Origin of the sequence: Archangium sp. (assembly GCF_036389735.1) — a bacterium.
Classification (GTDB): domain Bacteria; phylum Myxococcota; class Myxococcia; order Myxococcales; family Myxococcaceae; genus Archangium.
In genome coordinates, this window is record NZ_DASVWK010000245.1 from 1 (window position 1) to 18739 (window position 18739).

General features: G+C 69.8%; 18 protein-coding genes. 7 read left to right on the top strand and 11 right to left on the bottom strand.

Translation table 11 applies throughout. From position 1 onward, the window contains the following. From VF794_RS08860 to VF794_RS08870, 3 genes are all read right to left on the bottom strand, one after another. On the bottom strand, nt 1-540 hold a 540-nt coding region (locus VF794_RS08860; protein ID WP_331108750.1), incomplete at its 3' end, for a hypothetical protein. A gap of 14 nt (nt 541-554) precedes the next feature. Continuing rightward, nucleotides 555-1247, bottom strand: a complete 693-nt coding sequence (locus VF794_RS08865; RefSeq protein WP_331108751.1) for a GspH/FimT family pseudopilin — start codon at nt 1245-1247, stop codon at nt 555-557. A 321-nt stretch (nt 1248-1568) separates the two neighbouring features. Beyond that, a complete protein-coding gene (locus VF794_RS08870; protein WP_331108752.1) occupies nt 1569-2525 on the bottom strand; it encodes a hypothetical protein in 957 nt (318 codons plus the stop codon). A gap of 236 nt (nt 2526-2761) precedes the next feature. On the opposite strand from VF794_RS08870, the gene VF794_RS08875 reads away from it, so the two are divergent. Continuing rightward, nucleotides 2762-2995, top strand: coding sequence for a hypothetical protein (locus VF794_RS08875; protein WP_331108753.1), 234 nt, complete (start codon nt 2762-2764; stop codon nt 2993-2995). A 34-nt stretch (nt 2996-3029) separates the two neighbouring features. Here VF794_RS08875 and VF794_RS08880 read toward each other — a convergent pair whose 3' ends face one another. Next, the gene (locus VF794_RS08880) at nt 3030-3269 is read right to left on the bottom strand and encodes a hypothetical protein (protein WP_331108754.1); all 240 of its coding nucleotides are present in this window, start codon (nt 3267-3269) and stop codon (nt 3030-3032) included. Nucleotides 3270-3452: 183 nt separating this feature from the next. Further along, nucleotides 3453-4964, bottom strand: a complete 1512-nt coding sequence (locus tag VF794_RS08885; protein WP_331108755.1) for a hypothetical protein — start codon at nt 4962-4964, stop codon at nt 3453-3455. A 119-nt stretch (nt 4965-5083) separates the two neighbouring features. Here VF794_RS08885 and VF794_RS08890 point away from each other — a divergent pair, with 119 nt between their 5' ends. Together VF794_RS08890 and VF794_RS08895 are read left to right on the top strand one after the other, a co-directional pair. Next, entirely contained in the window at nt 5084-5881 is a 798-nt protein-coding gene (locus VF794_RS08890; protein WP_331108756.1) for a TatD family hydrolase, read from the top strand. Nucleotides 5882-5909: 28 nt separating this feature from the next. Further along, nucleotides 5910-6776, top strand: a complete 867-nt coding sequence (locus tag VF794_RS08895; protein ID WP_331108757.1) for a tRNA threonylcarbamoyladenosine dehydratase — start codon at nt 5910-5912, stop codon at nt 6774-6776. A 3-nt stretch (nt 6777-6779) separates the two neighbouring features. On the opposite strand, the gene VF794_RS08900 is transcribed toward VF794_RS08895, so the two are convergent. After that, complete coding sequence (locus VF794_RS08900) at nt 6780-7742, bottom strand: PD-(D/E)XK nuclease family protein (protein WP_331108758.1); 963 nt, start codon at nt 7740-7742, stop codon at nt 6780-6782. Nucleotides 7743-7853: 111 nt separating this feature from the next. On the opposite strand from VF794_RS08900, the gene VF794_RS08905 reads away from it, so the two are divergent. The 3 genes from VF794_RS08905 (at nt 7854) to VF794_RS08915 (ending at nt 10153) form a co-directional block, all read left to right on the top strand. Beyond that, nucleotides 7854-8666, top strand: coding sequence for an SDR family oxidoreductase (locus VF794_RS08905; protein WP_331108759.1), 813 nt, complete (start codon nt 7854-7856; stop codon nt 8664-8666). Next, entirely contained in the window at nt 8663-9793 is a 1131-nt protein-coding gene (gene mutY, locus VF794_RS08910; protein WP_331108760.1) for an A/G-specific adenine glycosylase, read from the top strand. Before VF794_RS08905 ends, mutY begins: the two co-directional genes overlap by 4 nt. 144 nt (nt 9794-9937) lie before the next feature. After that, complete coding sequence (locus VF794_RS08915) at nt 9938-10153, top strand: DUF2934 domain-containing protein (RefSeq protein ID WP_331108761.1); 216 nt, start codon at nt 9938-9940, stop codon at nt 10151-10153. 73 nt (nt 10154-10226) lie between these two features. Here the strand turns inward: VF794_RS08915 and VF794_RS08920 are convergent, their stop codons facing one another. The 4 genes from VF794_RS08920 to VF794_RS08935 form a co-directional block, all read right to left on the bottom strand. Continuing rightward, on the bottom strand, nt 10227-11318 hold the full coding sequence (locus VF794_RS08920) for a hypothetical protein (RefSeq protein WP_331108762.1): 1092 nt from the start codon (nt 11316-11318) through the stop codon (nt 10227-10229). A 15-nt stretch (nt 11319-11333) separates the two neighbouring features. Further along, nucleotides 11334-12251 carry an alpha/beta hydrolase gene (locus tag VF794_RS08925; protein ID WP_331108763.1) on the bottom strand — a complete coding sequence of 306 codons (918 nt, stop codon included), beginning with the start codon at nt 12249-12251 and terminating at the stop codon, nt 11334-11336. A gap of 92 nt (nt 12252-12343) precedes the next feature. Further along, nucleotides 12344-13963 (bottom strand): M4 family metallopeptidase, encoded by a 1620-nt coding sequence (locus tag VF794_RS08930; RefSeq protein WP_331108764.1) that lies wholly within the window; start codon nt 13961-13963, stop codon nt 12344-12346. A gap of 220 nt (nt 13964-14183) precedes the next feature. Next, the gene (locus VF794_RS08935; protein ID WP_331108765.1) at nt 14184-14714 is read right to left on the bottom strand and encodes a DUF2378 family protein; all 531 of its coding nucleotides are present in this window, start codon (nt 14712-14714) and stop codon (nt 14184-14186) included. Nucleotides 14715-14795: 81 nt separating this feature from the next. Here VF794_RS08935 and VF794_RS08940 point away from each other — a divergent pair, with 81 nt between their 5' ends. Continuing rightward, complete coding sequence (locus VF794_RS08940) at nt 14796-15647, top strand: YwqG family protein (protein ID WP_331108766.1); 852 nt, start codon at nt 14796-14798, stop codon at nt 15645-15647. A gap of 16 nt (nt 15648-15663) precedes the next feature. On the opposite strand, the gene metH is transcribed toward VF794_RS08940, so the two are convergent. Beyond that, on the bottom strand, nt 15664-18739 hold a 3076-nt coding region (gene metH, locus VF794_RS08945), incomplete at its 5' end, for a methionine synthase (RefSeq protein WP_331108767.1).

The window sequence follows — 18739 nt, forward strand, 5'->3', positions numbered from 1 at the left end:
TCCCAGCTCCGTCCACGATACCACGACCGTCACCTCGTGAACGGCGACGCCCGTCAGCTCGTCGGGTTTCTCGATCACCACCAGGACGCGTCGGTAGCGGCTCTGGTCCGAGTCCGCGTAGCTGGGAAGCAGGCGGCTGGCGGGCTGGGCGGTCTTCTCGTAGGCGTCCAGGTCGAAGATGCACCGGACGCTCCACACATCCGTGGGGTCCGGCGTCAGGTCCTCCATGCCCCCGGCGAGCGCCCTCACCTCGGAGGTCGGGGTGCAGGCGGCCCCGGTGAGAATGCCCGGCATCTGCCGCGAGCCGATCACCCGGGCCCGGCCCAGGGTATCCAGCGCGACGCGCACCTGCGAGGCGATGCCGGAGGCGCGCGTGGCCTGGTTGGCCATGGAGTTCTGCCGGCTGGCCACCACGATGCCCTGGAACACGCCCATCAGGCCGATCAGCAGCACCACGGAGGCGGTCATTCCCTCGATGAGGGAGACACCGCGCTGGGCGGCACGGTTGCGACGGACAAGGCGGCGGGAGCTGGAGTCCACGGCGGTTCCTCCGTTCAGAGCTTGTCGACGGCGAAAGAGGCCATGTAGCCGGCGGGGCCGGAGATGGCGAACAGGTGCTGCTTGCGGCCTTCCAGGCTGCTGAAGGCCATGGTCTGGTTGGCGGTGGAGAGGAACGTCCCCTGCCCATCCACGAAGCGCGCGCCCCCGTCCGGTAGGAAGACGATGGCGCCCCGCGGGTGGTCCGCGCCCGAGCAGAAGCTGCACGTCTGCACGGTCATCCCGGAGAAGGGCGCGCCGAACAGGTCCGTCCGGCCGGGCGTCAGCGCCCCGAAGCGCACCTTCTTGCTGTAGTCCTCCAGGAAGTACGTCTCCGACACGCCTTCCAGGTCATCCACCACCAGCGGGAGTTCCAGGGGCGACAGCGGGGAGCGCATGAAGCCCCCGTTGCGATCCTCCACCACCATGAACGCGCCCAGGCCCCCCGTCTTCGCCTTGTGGCTCGCCGCCGGGAAGAGCACCACCCAGACCGGATGGCCACGCGACACCGCGCGCGTGCGCGCCGCGCCCATCACCCCCTGGAGATCGAACGAGACGTTCTGCAGCGCCCCGCGCCGCCCCACCGCCGCGTAGCCCATCACGGACAGTCCGGCCAGGATGGAGACGATGGCCAGCGTGATCATGAGCTCGAGGAGGGTGTAACCCCCGTCTCGCCCTTCCCGCTTCGCTGGGTTTACGTGATTGCTCATGAGACCAAGTCTGTACAGGACAGCATGGTGTTCGGCTTTTCACAACAAACAAACTATTCTTGAATCATGGGAAACCGGATGACAGATATCCCCCAGAGGGAGAGAATCCCTCATTCCGCCGAGCGGAAGCAAACCGGGGTGCGCACCCGGCGTGAAGGCAGACGGCCAGGGGAGGAGCCCGTTCACGCCCCAGGGCGGAAGCAAGGGCCAGGCCGCCTGCCAACCCCCTGAAACGACGAGTGTCGGGTGGCGCTCATCGCAAGCGTTGCGGTCTGAACCCTCGCAAACTTTGCGAGGTTCGCAAAGAGTAGCGCCTCGGGCTCAAGCCGACAGCTCGGACAGGATCTCCAAGTAGGCGCTCCGGGCGCGGACGAGTTCGCCGGCCTTGAAGCTGATGGCGGCCACCACGGGGTGACCGCCGCCGCCATAGCGCGAGGCGATGGCGGCCAGGTCGTGCCGCCGCTCCTGGGGCCGCCACGGGTTGGAGCCGAGCGACACCTTGGCGCGCGTGGGCCCCTGCCCCACCCAGAGGGTGTAGCGGGCCTCGGGGTAGAGCGCGTAGGCGATGAACTTGTTGAGGCTGTCCACGCCCTCGTCCGCCAGGTCGAAGGAGACGACGCCCTTGTCGTAGCGGGCCTTGGCGCGCACCAGCTCGATGTGGCGTCGGTGGCGCTCCAGCAGGGGCGCGAGCGGCCCGGCGATCAGCGGCGAGGCGGCGAGGGACGCCAGCGGCTCGTGCTGAAGGCGCTCGATCACCTGGGGGATGAGCGCCGGGTCCTTGTTCGCCTCGAGCACCGTCATGATGCGCAGGGCGGGCTCCTCCAGCGCCACGGCCATCTCCGGGTTGGGGAAGAGCGCTCCGTCGATGATCTCCGCCCAGTGCAGCAGGTCCGCCAGCGGCGAGGGGTCCCACCCGAAGCGCTCGCGCGCCACGTCCGCGAGGTAGCACGTGCAGCTCTTGCGATGTGCGTCGTGGAACTTGCGGCCGCTGGTGTCGGCGCGAAAATGGGCCTCGTCGCCGGGCTGCTGGAAGGCGGAGACGTGGTGGTCGAACCACCAGGTGAGCCGCGCCTCCTGGCTGTAGCGGAAGTCGACGATGACGTTCTCGTCCCCGGTGAAGACGGCCGGATCAATCGCCGCGCCCCCCGCCTGGTGGGACAGCCCCCTGTAGGTGAAGGTGGCATCCGGGCGGACACGCTCGCGGTAGAAGCGGGAGAAGACCGCCGCGCTGGCGGCGCCGTCGAAGCAGTTGTCGTGGAAGAGAACCTGGACGTTCATGGGCGCGCCTTTACCGACTCCGCTGTCAGATGTGTACGAAAAGACTCAACGAAACGAGCCATTCGCCCTACAGGGGTGAACGAAGTATGGAATCCCGTCCCCAGGTCCGAGGGAAGTGGTGACTGTAAATCCCTGATTTCCCATGGGGGGCGAGCAGACGAGCCCCTGGCATGTCGCATGCATTGAATCTGGCCACACCAGTCCATCAACCCACACGACGAGGGTGGGAGGACACCATGGCCAAGACGGCGACACGCAAGCGCGGTTCGGTCCAGCGACAGGGGCGACGGGTCATGCCGGCCCCCCGGAGGACCACCCATCGCAAGGCGGCGACCCCGGCGTTGACGGTGGGGGAGCTCATCGCGGCGGCCTACGACACGGCCGGCGGGGAGCCCCTCGAGGTGCTCAAGCTGGTCACCTCATCGCAGATGAGCCGGGTGCTGGGACGGCGCATCGTGCTGGTGGGCTGAGACTTCCCTTCTCCGCTGGACGCACGGAGGCCTTTCAAGGCACGTCCGTGACGGAGAGGTACTGCTTGGCGGTGGGCTCTCCCGCGAGCAGCTTCGCGAAGTCCTCGGCGTTGTTGGGGTGCACGAGGAAGGAGCCCGCGGGCGTCTCCAGGCGCACCGGCTCGCTCACCGTGTTCGAGTCCCCGGCGGGGCCACCACTGCCAGCGGAGGGCGGCGGAGGCAGGGTGGCGCAGCCAGCCAGGGCCAGCACGCAGAGCACGGCGTGGAGCTTCATTCCGAGACCTCCCGACAACAGCGGCCCGCGAGCGGGGAAACGAGGGCGCCTGCGTACGTCGCCTTGCTTTGGGACGCAAGTGTCTTGGCGGTGCCTATGCGGGACGAACTGTGCACATGAGAACGCCCGCGCTCCGAGGCTTCCGGAACGCGGGCGTCGGGCCCTACCCCGCTCTACAGCGGACTACCGCGGCTGCCAGCGCGGGCGGTGGTCGTCGCCGAGGCCGGTCTGCACCCTCATCGTCGTTGGGGTGAGCACGACGGGGTCCCCGACGAGGGTCCCATCCGTGGGGTTGATGCGCTGCACGTAGAGCCGCTGGCCCTGGACGTACGCCACGAAGTACCCATCCGGGGAGACGGCCGGCAGCGTGGCATTGGCCGCCACGAGGAGCGGATCGCCCACCACCTGGCCATTCTCGGGGTTGATGCGCTGGAGGTAGACGTTGGGGCCGGCCTGATTGCCGCACTCGGCACCGGCATTGCCGCAGATGATGGCGGGAGCGGCGGCGACGGCCGGATCGAAGTAGTACGCCCGGACGTAGGTGACGTACGTCCCATCCGGAGCCCAGTGGTGGGCCGTGATGAACGACTTGACCTCGCCACCCGTCGCGGGCGTCGGGGTGCTCCTCGTGGCGATGGTGTTGACCGGCTGGGTGGCCGTCGTCCCGGTCGCCGGGACGGTGAAGAGCTCATACAGCGGCTGCGTCTCACCACCCGAGAAGGTGTCCGACTCGGCACCGACGAGGTACAGCAGGAACTGGTTCACCCTGTTGTACTTGGGCTGCTCACCCTGCTCGGCACCGGTCACGGGCTGGGCCGCCGCGCCGAGCGTCCGGGTCAACAGGCCCACGCCCTTGGCGCTGTAGGCGAGGCTCTGAGCGTCCTTCCAGGACGGGAAGCCACCGTTGGAGGAGAGCTCCTCGACAGTGCCCCCCGTGCCCTGGATGGCGTAGATGCCCGAGATGCCCCCCGCGGTGGTCCTCTTGGCCCACGCGATGCGCGACGACGGCGCCCACTCCAGGTGCCGGAAGTCCTCGGTAGCCGCCGTGGCGGCGGTGGTGAGGGGGGTCTTCTGCCCGGCGGTGGGCGGGAGGCTCCGGCTGACGAGCGCCGGGCTGCCGGCGGTCTCTTCCTCCACGAGGGCCACCGCGGTGCCGTCCTGGTTCCAACGCGGGTAGCGGCTCGCGCCAGCGGCCTCGCTGAGTTCGAACGGCGTGGCACCCGCTTCCGCACGGACGGCCACCGCCTCGATGGGGCCTCCACTGGTCAGGGTGGCCGACACGGCGATGTGGAGCGATTGGCAGGTCCTGGCCCCGGCAGCGCCCTCGCAGCGCAGGCCGGCCATGCAGTTCACGGAATCGGTGCAGGCCCCGCCCTTGTCGACGGTCATCGTGCCGGCATCCGTCTGCGTCCCGGCATCCGACTGTGTCCCGGCATCCGTCTGCGTCCCCGCGTCCGTCTGCGTGCCGGCGTCTGTCTGCGTCCCCGCGTCCGTCTCCGTGCCCGCGTCCTCTCCCGCTGGCGGCGTGACGTCCTGTTGGACGCACTCGTTGCTGACACAGGCCCACTCCTTGCCCTCCGCTGGCGCCCCCTTCTTCGAACGACACTCGGACTGGCTGGTGCACTCGTCAGCACAGCCGGTCGCCACCACCATCAGTGCGCCCATGAGCGCACCCAGGACAATTCGCTTCGTCATAATCGACCCTCCAAACCCGCCGCTGCGTATAGGTTGCCCGCGCGCTCCTTGGAGGCTCTTCGTCGCAACTACTCCGCGCCCCTGTCTCGGGATGAACGCCGCTGCACCGGACCTTTCCGATGATTGACACCCACTGCCACCTCGATGCGTCGCGCTTTGAACCAGACCGCGACGAAGTGCTCGCCCGAGCCTGGGCCGCTGGACTGCACGGCATCCTCGTGCCCGGCGTGGGTCCGGACAACTGGGAGCCGCTGCTCGCCATGTCCCGCGCCGAGCCGCGCCTCCAGGTGGGGCTCGGCATCCACCCCCAGTTCCTCCCGGGCATCCCTCCCGAGGAGGATGACGTACACCTCGAGCGCCTGGACGCGCTGCTCGCACGGGGAGGCGCCATCGCCGTGGGCGAGTGCGGGCTGGATGGGCCCTCGGCCGCGGGGGCCCCCATGGAACGCCAGGTGGCCGTGCTGCGGCGGCACCTCCAGCTCGCGCGCAAGCACGACCTGCCCGTGTTGATGCACTGCTTCCGCGCGCACCCCGCCCTCATCGAGCTCTTCAAGCAGGAGCCCCTGCCCGAGGCCGGCGTGCTGATGCACAGCTACGGCGGAGGCGCGGACCTGGCGCGCTTCTACATCCAGAAGGGCTGCCACTTCTCCTTCGCGGGCCCCGTCACCTGGGCCGAGGCCCGCAAGCCGCTGGACGCCCTGCGCGTCATTCCCCCCGACCGGCTGATGGCCGAGACGGACGCCCCGGATCAGGCGCCCACGCCCCACCGGGGGCAGCGCTCGGAGCCCGGCTACCTGCCGCGCGTCATCGAGGGCATGGCCCGGGTGCTGGGGGAGCCGGTGGAGGTGCTCGCCCAGCGGACGACCGAGAATGCCCACCGCCTGTTCCGGGAAGCCTTTCCCCCTGCTTCGCTGTAGGGGAGCGGTCGCGTTATAGAGGCCTCCCATGGACACGCAGCCCACTCCCCCCGAGACCATCCCCGCCCCCGTTGGCACCCCTGCTCCCTCGGAGGCCAAGCCCTTCAAGCTGCACCGACGCTTCGACCGCACTGGCCGCCTGCTCGGCGATCCAGCGATGGAGCGGCTGGCGCAAGCCCGCGTGGTGGTGTTCGGCCTGGGCGGCGTGGGCAGCTATGCCGCCGAGGGCCTCGTGCGCAGCGGCATCGGCAACATCACGCTGGTGGACTTCGACACGGTGTGCGTCACCAACGCCAACCGGCAGCTCCACGCCACGGCCAAGACGGTGGGCAAGCCCAAGTCGGAGCTGATGGCCCAGCGCTGCAAGGAGATCAACCCCGACGCCAACGTCACGGCCCTGCGCGAGTTCTACCGCGACGAGCTGGCGGATCAGCTCGTGGCCCCGGGCAGCTACGACTACGTGGTGGACGCCATCGACAACGTGAAGGCGAAGCTGCACCTGCTCCACCGCTGCGTCAGCCTGGGGATTCCCGTGGTGAGCTCCATGGGCGCGGCGGCCCGCCTGGATCCCACCGCCATCCGCGTGGAGGACCTGTGCGAGACGCACATGGACCCCTTCGCCAAGGACATCCGCAAGCTGCTCAAGCGCAAGTACGGTGTGAACACCGACAGGCCCACCGGCATCACCGCCGTCTACTCCATCGAGACGCGGCGCCAGCCCCTGTCCCTGCGCTACGACGCCGACGACGGCTTCTCGTGTGTGTGCCCCAACGACAACGACTTCCACACCTGCGAGAAGCGCACGCAGATCGACGGCAGCGTGGCCTTCGTCACCTCCGTGTTCGGTATGAACGCGGCGGGCGTGGTGGTGCGCCGCCTGTCCGTGGCTCGGTAGGCCTCAGGCCACCTTCGCCGCCGCGGCGGCAGCCGCCTCGCGACCGCAGGGGCGGCGGAAGGCACAGCGCACGCACGCCGTCAGGTCCTCCGTCTGAGGGAAGGCGGAGGCGTCCTTCGGCGTGTTGCTGGCCGGGTCCGACAGCAGCTCGCGCATCCGCGCCACGCTCCCGGCGAAGCGGGCCTTGAAGCCCTCCACCGCGTCCTGGTCCACGTGCACCGCGTGCTCCACCCCGTCGTTCAGGTACACCAGCGAGGCGCGCACATTCTCCAGCGGTAGCCCGTAGCGCTGCGTCACGTACAGCGCGTAGCCCAGCACCTGCTCGTCATACCCGTCCCGCGCCTTGCCCGTCTTCCAGTCCACCACCACGGGCGTGCCGTCCTCCTCCCGGTAGGCGAAGTCGGGGATGGCGAACACCTTCACCCCGTCCAGCGTGAAGGTGGAGAAGTCCGCGCCCGCGTCCACCTCCAGCCACTGCGCCGGTTTCAGCCCCCGCGCCAGCTCCGGCCAGCGCGAGCCGAAGAACCAGCCCAGCGCCGAGCGCACCGTCTCCCAGTTCTGCTTCCAGGCATCGTCCGGGACGGACTCGCCGTACTCGTGCTCCACCAGGCCGGAGAACGTCTTGCGGTACTTCTGCGTCCAGTACCCCTTGCTGGACGAGTGCCGGAAGTCCTCGCGCATCAGCCTGTGCGCCCGCTCCTCCACCTTCGCCGGATCCACCGTGCGCCCCGCGCGCCAGTCCAGCAGCGCGTCCTTGATGGCGTCGTGCACCACGCTACCCGCCCACGCGTAGCGGTTGCCCAGCTTCTTCAGCACGTACAGCTCTCGCACCTCCTTCGGTGCGCTCGCCTCCCAGCCTCCCCAAGAACGGTAGTAGAAGAAGTAATAGGAGCGCAGGCACTCCTGGAACTTCTCGTGGCGGCTCTTGGACCAGGAGAAGTCGTTCGTGAAGGCGGGACGCGGCATGGACGCGGAGCATCCTAGACGGGGGCTCGCTCCGCCAGAAAGAGGGCAAACGTGCAGGCACGCCCCCGCGGGTCCTTTTCCTCCACGGGCGAGTCGCTAAGGTGCCGCCCCATGGCGACCAGAGACTTCCAGGACAAGGTGGTGCTCGTCACCGGAGCCTCCAGCGGCATCGGCCGCGCGGCGGCGAAGGCCTACGCCGCCCGGGGGGCCCACATCGTGCTCGCCGCGCGCCGCGAGCCCCAGTTGCAGGACGCCGCGCGCGAGGTGGAAGCACTCGGAGTGCGCGCCCTGCCCGTGCGCTGTGACATCACCCGCGAGGAGGACGTGGCGCGGCTCGTGCGCGAGACGGAGGCCACCTTCGGAGGGCTGGACGTCCTCGTCAACAACGCGGGGCTCGGTCTCTACGGCCCCGTCGAGGCCCTCGGCGAGGCGCAGCTGCGCCAGGTGTTCGAGATCAACTTCTTCGGCCTCGTGCGCGTCACCCAGGCCGCCCTCCCCCTGCTGCGCAAGCGCGCGCCGGGCTCGCAGGTGGTCAACGTCAGCTCCGTGCTGGGCCACCGGGGCCTGCCCCTGCTCGGCGGCTACGGCGCCTCCAAGGCCGCGGTGAACCTCCTCACCGAGTCCCTGCGCGCCGAGCTCGCCGCCGAGGGCATCTCCGTGCTGCTCGTCTCCCCCGGCCTCACCGAGACGGAGTTCCGCGACGCCCGTCTCAACGCCGAGGGTTGGAAGCAGGACGCCATCCCCCTCAACGCGATGAGCTCCGAGGCCGTCGCCTCCGCCATGGTGCGCGCCAGCCGCCGCAAGCACCGGGAGACGGTCCTCACCCTCCCCGGGCGCGTCATGGTGCTCGCCAACCGGCTCGTCCCCGCGCTCTTCGACCGAGTGGCCCGCCGCATCGTGAATCCCGCCAAGAAGGCTCCATGAGCCCTCCCCGCAAGCGCAAGGACTCCACCCCCGAGTCGCTCGTCGCGCCCGAGCGCCGCGACACCCTGCGCGCCCGGCTGCTGGAGTGGTACGACCGGCAGAAGCGCGACCTGCCCTGGCGCCGCACCCGCGACCCGTACGCCATCTGGCTCAGCGAGGTGATGCTCCAGCAGACGCAGGTGGCCACCGTCATTCCCTACTGGGAGCGCTTCCTCCAGCGCTTCCCCACGGTGGAGGCCCTGGCCGCCGCGCCGCTGCCGGACGTGCTCGCCGGGTGGCGGGGGCTCGGCTACTACTCGCGCGCACGCAACCTCCACCGTGCCGCCCAGGAGGTGGTGGCCCGCTTCGGCGGCGGACTGCCCTCCACCGCCGCCGAGCTGCTCACCCTGCCTGGCTTCGGCCGCTACACCGCGGGGGCCGTGGCCTCCATCGCCTTCGGCGAGCCCGCGCCCCTGGTGGACGGCAACGTGGCCCGCGTCCTCTCGCGCCTTTTCGAGGTGGAGGGTGCTCCGGGAGACCGCGTCCGCGAGGCCCGGCTGTGGGCGCTCGCCACCGAGCTCGTGCGCGGTGAGCGGCCCGGCGACTTCAACCAGGCCCTCATGGAGCACGGCGCCACCGTGTGCCGCCCCGAGAATCCCCTCTGTCTGCTGTGCCCCGTGCGAGAGGCGTGCCTCGCGTACCGTCACGGCCGCGTGGACGAGCTGCCCCCGGCCCGCGTGCGCGCCGCCCCCAAGAGGATGACGCTCGCGGTGGCCGTCTGGGCCCACGAGGGCCGGCTGCTGCTCGCGCGCCGCGCGGAGAAGGGTCTCTTCGGCGGCCTGTGGGAGCTGCCCGCCGCCGAGGTGGAGGACGACACGCCCGATGCCGAGTCCTCCTCCCGGCTGGCCGAGGCGCTCGGGGTGGGCCTCTCCTCGCGCGGACATCTCGGGACCGTGCGTCGGCAGCTCACCCACCGCGCGCTCTCGCTCCGCCTGCTGCGCGTGGAGGGCCACCAACGCCCCGCCCAGGCCCCCGCCTTCCGCGAGCTGCGCTGGTGCACCCCCGACGAGGCCTCCGCGCTCGGCATGAGCACCGCCATGCACAAGGCCCTCGAGGCCGCCGTCGCCGCGGGCGCGCTCCAGGACTGAGCGCTCACTGTCCAGCACCTGACGGACACTCGGGCCGACATGTCACTCCGACGACTCAGGCACCCGGGCCCAATTTGCCTGGCCCCACCGGGGACCGATGATTCGGGGCGCAGTCTTCCTTATCCCTCTGGAGGAGTCCCTTCGATGGCACGCACCCAGTCCAACAAGACTTCCCAAACGCCTTCCCAGCAGGTGCCGGAGTCCTCGGCGCGCAATGCAGCGACCGCCAACCGCACCCAGCCGACCCAGGAGCAGATCGCCCGGCGCGCCTATGAGATCTTCTGCGCGCGGGGTGCCACCCACGGCAACCCCGAGGACGACTGGTTCCAGGCCGAGCGCGAGCTGAAGCTCGGGCGCTGAGCGCTCACGCCGGGAGTAGTGCAACCCCGTCCTCTCCCAAAGAGGGCGGGGTTTTCATTTTCTGGAGGGATGATCAGCTCGCGAATGGGGGCGGCAGTGAGGTGGGCTCGGCCACCAGCGCCTCCCGTAGCCCCCGCTGCGCCACCTTGAGCTGCTCCAGCACGCGCTCGGCATCCACCACGCTGCGCATCGCCAGGCCACACGCCGGCGTCAGCACCACCTGCGTGCCTACCTGCGCGAACGAGTGCCCTGGAGGCAGCGCCGCCTTCAGCGACACCTCCACCGCGTCCACCAACTCCCCCACCTCGTACGTGGACGCCAGATCCGTGGGGATGATGCCCAGGCTCAGCGTCGCCCCTGAGTCCAGGAAGCGCGCGAACGCCCCTGTCTCCTCCAGCACCGCGTCCAGCGACAGCTTCACGTCCAGCGACAGCATGTCCAGCCCCGCGTCCAGCAGGCTCGCCCACTCCGTGTTGCCGCAGCAGTGCACGCCCACCAGCGCTCCCTCGCGCTGCAGTGCCACCACCAGCAGCCGCAGCTCCTGCATCGCCAGCAGGTGGCGTGGGTTCGCCCGCTCGAAGGCGTACAGGCCCGGCTCGTCCAGGAAGAAGAGCGGCGTCGTCCCCGCCCGGCGCAGCGCCTTCACCATCGCCAGCGAGCGCGCCAGCACCAACCGGAAGATGGCCTCGTCCAGTCCTGGCACGTCCAGCGCCGCGCGCCCATCACTCGTGCGCGCCACCGAGCGCACCGTGAAGGGCCCCGCCACCTGCGCCTTGGCGAAGGCCAGCTTCCGGTTCTCCACCTCCCAGAGGAACGGCCGCCACGCCCGGCACCCCTCCAGCGAGGGCTCGAAACCCTCCAGCGCCCCCGAGGACAGGGCCGCCTCCAGCCGCCCCTGGAAGTCGGCGCGCCCCGCCTCCCACGCCTCCAGGTCCACCGTGCACATGCCCTCGTCGTCCCACCGCAGGCCCGGCAGCCCGTCGAGCGCCTGCGGAATCATGAACTCCGAGGGCCGCCCCATGGGCAACTGCGGCAGGAAGGGGATGTCCAGCGCGAGCGCGGCCTGGAGGCCCAGCTCGAGCTGCGTGTGCGGAAGGCTCCCGATGCCCGTGGTGGCGCAGGTGGGCAGCAGCTGGATGGCCCGGCGGATGTTCGGAGCGCTCATGGCGCCAGTCTACCTTCAGGAAGCCCGCGCCACCTTCGTACCGACCTCTGCCGCGGCGCGTCCAGCGCCCTCCAGCCAACGATCCACGGTATCCAGGAAGAGATCCGGGCACTCCATCATCGGCGTGTGACCGACCCCCGCCCACTCCACATATGTCCAGTCCGGCCGCACCCGGGCCAGCTCGCGCGAGTTGGCCACCGGCACCAGTCGGTCCTCACTGCCCTGGAGCAGCAGCGTGGGGGCCCGCACGGTCTTCTCCATCGCCCGGAACTGCTTCTTGCGCATCAACTGGAACACCAGCGAGCGCGCCGCCTGCACGAAGGCCTCGTTGCCCCAGGGCATGCGCTCGTGCCGCTCGCGGGCGAAGTCCACGTGAGCCTGGACCACCCCGTCCGGGAAGCGAGCCAGGTCCCGGCAGCAGAGCTGGAGCATGCCCCGCGCCAGCTTCTCGGGCCCGAATCGGGCCGTACGCCGCTTCACGAAGTACTCGCCCACCCCCGGCATCGCGTAGAGGGCGAACTGCGTGAGCACCGCCCGCTCCAGCCGGGAGTCATCGGCCCGAGGCTGCGCGGGGTTCACCAGCACCAGCCCGGACACCCGCTGGGGCTGACGCGCCGCCTGCATCACCGAGATGGCGCCTCCCATGGAGTTGCCCATCAGGATGACCGGCTCCGAGGGGGATACCGCTTGGATGAAGCGGTCCAGCAGCGCCTGGTTGGCGGAGACGCTCGCCGAGCGGCCCGCGAGCGGCGTCCGCCCGAAGCCCACCAGGTCCACCGCCATCACCCGGGCGCGCCGGGCCAGTCGCTCCCCCACCATCATCCAGTTGAGGTGCGAACCACCCAGCCCATGCACCAGCACCATCGTCGGCCCGGAGCCGCCGAAGTCCATGTAGTGAACGGGTCCACCGAGATCGAGCGTGCGCGAGACCATGGCCCTTTTCCTACCACGGAAAAGGCGAAGGGCCGCCCGGCACGCGACCGGACGGCCCCTCGGGATTTCGACTCACACGCGGCGCGTGAAGCTCAGAGCACGCCCACCGCGGTCCAGGCCTGGGCCACGGCGTTGTAGTTGACGCTGCCCGAGCCGTAGAGGGCCGCGGCCGCGTTCAGCGTGGCCGTGCGCGCACCCTTGAAGTTGGTGCTGGACGTCATGTAGCCGGTCAGCGCCCGGTACCAGATCTTCGCCGCCGCATCGGCGCCGATGCCCGTCACCGCGACGCCGCTGCGGTGGTTGGTGCCACCCTTGGCCAGCAGGTAGAAGGCGTGGTTGGCGATGCCGGAGTTGATGTGCACGCCCCCGTTGTCCGCCGTGCCGGTGTAGCGCTCGGCGTAGTGGCACGGGTCGTCATCCACGGTGTAGGTGCCGCCCGCCTTGCGGTGCGGGTTGTCCATGTAGCGCAGGGCGTCGCCCGCGGTGGCCGGGGTGTAGGCCTCCTCGCCGATGAGCCAGGTGTTGGTCGTCTCGCCCCGGGCGTAGCGCTCCACCATGGCGCCGAACACGTCAGACATGGACTCGTTGAGCGCGCCGGACTCGTTGGAGTACACGAGGCCCGCGGAGTACTGGGTGACGCCGTGGGTCATCTCGTGGCCCGCGATGTCCAGGGTGACGAGCGAGCGGAAGGTGGTGCCGTCACCGTCGCCGTACGTCATGTACGGGCTGCTCCAGTAGGCGTTGTTGTAGTTGGTGCCGTAGTGCACGCGCGAGGAGATGAGCTTCGTCACGCCGTCGATGCTGGTGAGGCCGCCGGGGCCGCCCGCGCCGTCGATGCCGTTCCGGGCGTGCGTGTTCTTGTAGTAGTCGTAAGTCTTCTGCGCGCCGTAGTGCGCGTCCGCGCCGGCCGACTGGGTGCTGGCGGTGGTGTTGGTGCCCCAGATGTTGTCGGTGTCGGTGAAGCGGTACGCGGTCGAGCCGTTGCGCATGTCGAAGGTGCCCACCTTCCGCGTCACGTCCTCCATGTAGTAGGTGGTGCCGCTCAGGAAGGTCGTGCCCGTCGGCGAGCCGGAGTAGAGCGTCTTGAGCGTGCCGGTGGCCCCCGCTGTCTGGAGGTTGTCATAGCCCCAGACCTTCTCGCCCGACTCGGCGTCGATGAAGAACACGGGCATGGAGGTGTCGTGCGAGCCGTCCTCCTGGCGCAGCTGCACCTTGTAGGTGAGGCGGGCCGAACCGTCCTCGAGGGGCAGCACCACCAGCTCGGACTCGGGGGCGGCGGTCAGCTTGTCGAAGCCGCCGTGCGCGCTGACGGCCTTGGCGATGGCCTCGGCGTCGTTGAGGCGCGCGGCGTTGGCCACGCGCAGGCCCTGGCGGAAGTCGTCGGTGATGAGCTCCTCACCGGTGGGGCCGCGGTGCACGATGGCCTCGCCACCGAACACCTTCACGCCACGGACCGTCTGCTGGAAGCGCGTGTGCTCGACGCCCGACTCGTCCCGGAAGGCCGAGCTGCGCACGAACTCGGCGCGGGCGGTCCCCAGGGACGCGGCGGCCTTGTCCAGGTGCGCGGCCAGCGCCTGCTCCGCCTGCGTCACTCCCACTTCCTCGACACCGGGGATGACGGGCGCGTCCTCCGCACCGCACGCGCTCAGCGCGCCAGCGGCAGCCAGGCCCAGAACCAGAGTACGAGTGAACTTCGCCGAGAAGCGATTCATGTGGCGCTCCGCGCTAAGGCCCGAGGCATGCGCCTCACAGGCCCCCTGTGGGTGGTTTCGAGACATCACCGGGAATCCTGGTTGATTCAGCTCGCCTGGAATTCCTCGTTGATAGGAGATTTATCGTTAAGTTGGACTGTGAAGTCAAAACACGATTACTGATTCTCGAAAATCGGGAGCATCCACACAACTTATTGGAGCTGCAAGGGAGGGACGGGGGTCACCAGGAGACGTCGAGGTCGAAGTCCGGCCCGTTCCGCAGCGTCACGGTGACGGTGGCCCTGGCGCCCGTCCTGTGCAGACCCGCATCGAGGAGCCCGGCGATGAGGTCGGGCTTGGCGTCCGGATCGTTCCGGAAGGAGACGCGGTAGTGGTGCCAGCCGAGCGACAGCACCGTCACGTCGTAGCGGTAGGTGTCGAGCGCGAAGAGGCTGGGGACGCGCGCGAGGAGGCGCTCCGGGCCGAGCATCGGCAGGCCCATGTCCACCACCTTGCCCATCCATGTCTGGAGGAAGCCCCGGCAGAGCTGGCGGCCCAGTTCCCGGTAGGCGGATTCGCGATCCAGCTCCGGGTAGCAGTGGCGCCAGGCCACCTCGAGCGCCGCGTTCCACACCTCGATGGGGTAGATGGCCCGGGGCTGATGTGGGTCGAAGCCACAGTCCCGCAGCGCGGTCGCGAAGGCCCCACTCGCCTGGAGCGAGCGGATGAACAGGCCCTCGAAGAAGCTGCCCTGCGTGGCGCGACCGGACAAGGAGCCCTGCATGGTGGGTGTGCCGATGGCATGACCTATACAGGACCCCGCCCGCCCCGCCTATTCGGCTAGCCTTGCCCCATGCTCGAGCTTCCCCCCCTGCCCCCCTCCCTCGCGGCCTGGCACGAGCGTCTCGAAACCGTCGCCGCGCCCTGCATCCTCTTCACGACCCGTGACGAGGAAGACCCGGCCCTCCCCGGCTGCCGCTACGGAGGCCACCCGCTCGTGCCTCCGGGCACGGAGTGGCCCCACTCCCCGAATGGCCCGCTCGCCTTCGTGGGCCAGCTCGACTTCGCCGAGCTCGCCGCGTGCCGGGGCGAGGCCCTGCCGGACCTGCCTCGCGATGGCGTGCTCGCCCTCTTCTACGATGTGCAGGAGCAGCGCTGGGGGTATGACCCGAAGGACCGCGCCTTCTGGAAGCTCGTCTGGACGCCGCACCGCGAGGACGCCGTGCCGCTCGCACCGCCCCCGGAGCTGGAGGAGGCGGGCCTCGCCTTCGACCTGCCCTTGAAACTGACGCCGCGGCTCGGCCTGTCCCTGCCGGACTTCTGGGACAACCGCGCGCCCGTGCCCGCCGACGCGTGGGGACAGGAGCAGTCGGAGGACTACCTCGTGCTGCGTGAGCGGCTCACGGGCGGCGAGCACGCGCACCAGGTGGGGGGCAACCCCTGGTGGGTGCAGAGCGACGCGCGCCTGGAGGCGCAGCTCGTCACGCACGGGCTGTATTGCGGCGACTCGCGGGGCTACGACTCCCCTCAGGCCCGGAAGCTGGAGCCCGGCGCCACCGACTGGAACCTGCTGTGGCAGATCGGCTCGGACGACGCGTCCGGCTTCATGTGGGGCGACATGGGCAACCTCTACCTCCTCATCCGGAACCAGGACCTGCGCGCCCGCCGCTTCGACAACGCGTGGCTCGGGCTCCAGTGCGGATGAGGAGGCGCGAGGCCGCTCACGTCACCGCGAAGTAGCTCGCCCGCGGGTGGTGGAAGACGAGCGCGGAGACGCTGGCCTCCGGCTCCATCATGCACCCGTCGGTGAGCTGCACGCCGATCTCCTCCGGCCGCAGCGCCTCGAACAGCAGCGTCTGGTCCTCCAGGCGCGGACAGGCCGGATAGCCGAACGAGTAGCGCTTGCCCTGGTACTCCGCCCGGAAGCGCTCCAGCATCGTCATGTCCGGCTTGTCCGGGAAGCCCCACATGCTGCGCAGCTGCGTGTGCAGCATCTCGGCGTAGGCCTCGGCCGTCTCCAGCGCGAGCGCCTGCACCGCGTGCATCTTCAGGAACTCGCCCTTCGCCTTGTACTCCTCGCTCAGCTCGCGGATGCCCTGCCCGGCCGTCACCACGAACATGGCCACGTTGTCCGAGGCCTGGCCGTTCTCCAGCGGCCTCACGAAGTCCGCCAGGCACAGCCCGCCCGGCTTGTCCTGACGCGGGAACTCGAACACCACGCCCGGCTGGCCCGTCCCGCCGTCGAAGAGCTGGAGGCGGTTGCCGTCGCTGGCCGCCTTGAAGAACTGGAACACCGCCTTGGCCTGCATCCGGCCACCGCGCAGCGAGCCCTTGATGATCTCCACCTGCTCCTTGAGCGCGAGCGCCTTGCGGCCCTCCTCCGTCTTCGCCAGCTCCGCCTCGGCCGGCGTGCCCAGCGCGCGGGAGGCCGTGCGCAGGCCCAGGTGCCGCCCGTACAGCATCACCGGGTTGATGAAGCGCCAGATGGTGTCCAGCGGCGTGTTCGTCAGCACGTGCCGCAGGTAGTCCGGCGCCGGAGGCACCTGCTCCAGGATGGGGATGTCCTTGCTGCGCACCGCCGACACCGGGGCGCTGGCCTTGGGCCGATCCTTGTCCTGCTGGGACAGCTTCGTGCGGCGATCCGCCAGCTCGCCCTTGAGCTTCTCGTGTCCGCTCGGGTCGACGATCTGCTTGGCCAGCTCCAGGCCGCTCATGGCGTCCTGCGCGTAGGCCACCGTGCCGCCGTAGGCCGGCGCGATGTTGCGGTCCACGAAGTTGCGGCTCAGCGCGGCGCCACCCACCAGGATGGGCACGGCCACGCCCTGGCGCTTGAGGTCCTCCGCCGTGGCCACCATCTGGTGCGCGCTCTTCACCAGCAGGCCGCTCAAGCCGAGGATGTCCGGCTGGTGCTCGCGCACCGCCTTCACGAGCTGCTCGGGCGGCACCTTGATGCCCAGGTTCACCACGTGGAAGCCGTTATTGGCGAGGATGATCTCCACCAGGTTCTTCCCGATGTCGTGCACGTCGCCCTTCACCGTGGCGAGCACCACCTTGCCGCGCGCGGCCGCCTGCGCCTTGCTCATCCTCGGCTCCAGGTAGCTCACCGCCGCCTTCATCGACTCGGCGCTCTGGAGCACCTCGGCGACGATCAGCTCGTTGGCCCCGAAGAGCCGGCCCACCTCGTCCATGCCCTTCATCAGCGGGCCGTTGATGATCTCCAGCGGCGCGTACTTCTCCATCGCGAGATCCAGGTCCGCATGGAGGCCGTCGCGGCTGCCCTCGATGATGTAGCGCTGGAGCCGCTCCTCCAGCGGCAGGGTGCTGGCGTCCGCCTTCTTCGGCTTGCGCTCGCGGAAGTGCGCGGCGAAGGGCGTCACCGGATCCGTGCCCCGGTTGTAGAGCAGGTCCTCGGACAGCTGGCGCTCCTCGGCGGGCAGCGACGGGTAGCGCTCCAGCTTCTCCGAGTTGACGAGCGCCATGTCCAGGCCCGCCTGGACGCAGTGGTAGAGGAACACCGAGTTGAGCACCTCGCGGCCCGCGGTGGGCAGGCCGAAGGACACGTTGGAGATGCCCAGCACCGTCTTGCACTGGGGGAAGCGCTGCTTGATGAGGCGCACGCCCTCGATGGTCTCCACCGCGCTGCCCGTGTACTGCGCATCACCCGAGGCGCACGGGAACACGAGCGGATCGAAGTACAGGTCCTCCGCCTTCATCCCGTACTTGCCGGTGAGCAGCGCGAAGGAGCGCTCGGCCACCTCCAGCTTGCGCTGGCGGGTGACGGCCATGCCGATCTCGTCGATGCAGCCCACCACCAGCGCCGCGCCGAACCGGCGCGCCAGCGGCACCACCTTCTCGAAGCGCTCCTCGCCGTCCTCCAGGTTCACCGAGTTGATGATGGCCTTGCCCTGCGAGTACGTGAGCGCCATCTCGAGGACACGCTCGTCCGTGGAGTCGATCATCAGGGGCACGCGCACCTTCTTGACGACCACGTCCAGGAAGCGTCGCATGTCCTCGAGCTCTTCCCGGTCCGGGTTGGCCAGGCAGATGTCGATGACCTGCGCTCCGCGCTTCACCTGGGCCCGGGCGATCTCCGAGGCGTCCTCGAGCTGCCCCGCGACGATGAGTTCCTTGAACTTCTTGCTGCCGATGACGTTGGTGCGCTCGCCGACGATGACGGGGCGCTCCTCCTCGCGCACCTCCAGGAAGTCCACCCCGGACAGGGTGGAGCGCGGCGACGGAAGCTGGCGGCGCGGCGTGAGGCCCTTGACCGCCTCGGCGATGGCGCGCACGTGGCCCGTGTGCGTGCCACAACAGCCCCCCACCACGTTGAGCCAGCCCTGCTCACAGAAGCGGCGCAGCGAGCGCGCCAGCATCTCGGGGGACTCCAGGTAGTGCCCGTTCTCGTCCGGCAGGCCCGCGTTGGGCACGCACGACACCGCGAAGGGGCTCATGGCCGCCAGCGAGCGGATGTGGTCCGTCATGAACTCGGGGCCCGTGGCGCAGTTGAGGCCCAGGTAGAGCAGCTCCACGTGCTCCAGCGACACCGCCAGCGCCTCCACCGACTGGCCCGCCAGCATGGTGCCCATGGGCTCGATGGTGCCCGAGACCGCCACCGGCAGCTTCCAGCCCAGCTTGCGGAAGGCCTGGTCGATACCGAGCAGCGCCGCCTTCACGTTGCGCGTGTCCTGGCACGTCTCCACCAGCAGGTAGTCCGAGCCGCCCACCGCGAGCCCCTCGGCCTGCGCGGCGAAGTTCTCCACCAGCTCCTCGAAGGTGATGCCACCCGTCACGCTGATG

Bases quoted from the DNA above. Each gene is read 5' to 3' on its own strand.
- VF794_RS08865 (WP_331108751.1), bottom strand. From the start codon at position 1,247: ATGAGCAATCACGTAAACCCAGCGAAGCGGGAAGGGCGAGACGGGGGT.
- mutY (WP_331108760.1), top strand. From the start codon at position 8,663: ATGAGCCCTCCCCGCAAGCGCAAGGACTCCACCCCCGAGTCGCTCGTC.
- VF794_RS08915 (WP_331108761.1), top strand. From the start codon at position 9,938: ATGGCACGCACCCAGTCCAACAAGACTTCCCAAACGCCTTCCCAGCAG.
- VF794_RS08895 (WP_331108757.1), top strand. From the start codon at position 5,910: ATGGACACGCAGCCCACTCCCCCCGAGACCATCCCCGCCCCCGTTGGC.
- VF794_RS08930 (WP_331108764.1), bottom strand. From the start codon at position 13,963: ATGAATCGCTTCTCGGCGAAGTTCACTCGTACTCTGGTTCTGGGCCTG.
- VF794_RS08885 (WP_331108755.1), bottom strand. From the start codon at position 4,964: ATGACGAAGCGAATTGTCCTGGGTGCGCTCATGGGCGCACTGATGGTG.
- VF794_RS08890 (WP_331108756.1), top strand. From the start codon at position 5,084: ATGATTGACACCCACTGCCACCTCGATGCGTCGCGCTTTGAACCAGAC.
- VF794_RS08870 (WP_331108752.1), bottom strand. From the start codon at position 2,525: ATGAACGTCCAGGTTCTCTTCCACGACAACTGCTTCGACGGCGCCGCC.
- VF794_RS08920 (WP_331108762.1), bottom strand. From the start codon at position 11,318: ATGAGCGCTCCGAACATCCGCCGGGCCATCCAGCTGCTGCCCACCTGC.
- VF794_RS08900 (WP_331108758.1), bottom strand. From the start codon at position 7,742: ATGCCGCGTCCCGCCTTCACGAACGACTTCTCCTGGTCCAAGAGCCGC.
- VF794_RS08940 (WP_331108766.1), top strand. From the start codon at position 14,796: ATGCTCGAGCTTCCCCCCCTGCCCCCCTCCCTCGCGGCCTGGCACGAG.
- VF794_RS08880 (WP_331108754.1), bottom strand. From the start codon at position 3,269: ATGAAGCTCCACGCCGTGCTCTGCGTGCTGGCCCTGGCTGGCTGCGCC.
- VF794_RS08905 (WP_331108759.1), top strand. From the start codon at position 7,854: ATGGCGACCAGAGACTTCCAGGACAAGGTGGTGCTCGTCACCGGAGCC.
- VF794_RS08875 (WP_331108753.1), top strand. From the start codon at position 2,762: ATGGCCAAGACGGCGACACGCAAGCGCGGTTCGGTCCAGCGACAGGGG.
- VF794_RS08925 (WP_331108763.1), bottom strand. From the start codon at position 12,251: ATGGTCTCGCGCACGCTCGATCTCGGTGGACCCGTTCACTACATGGAC.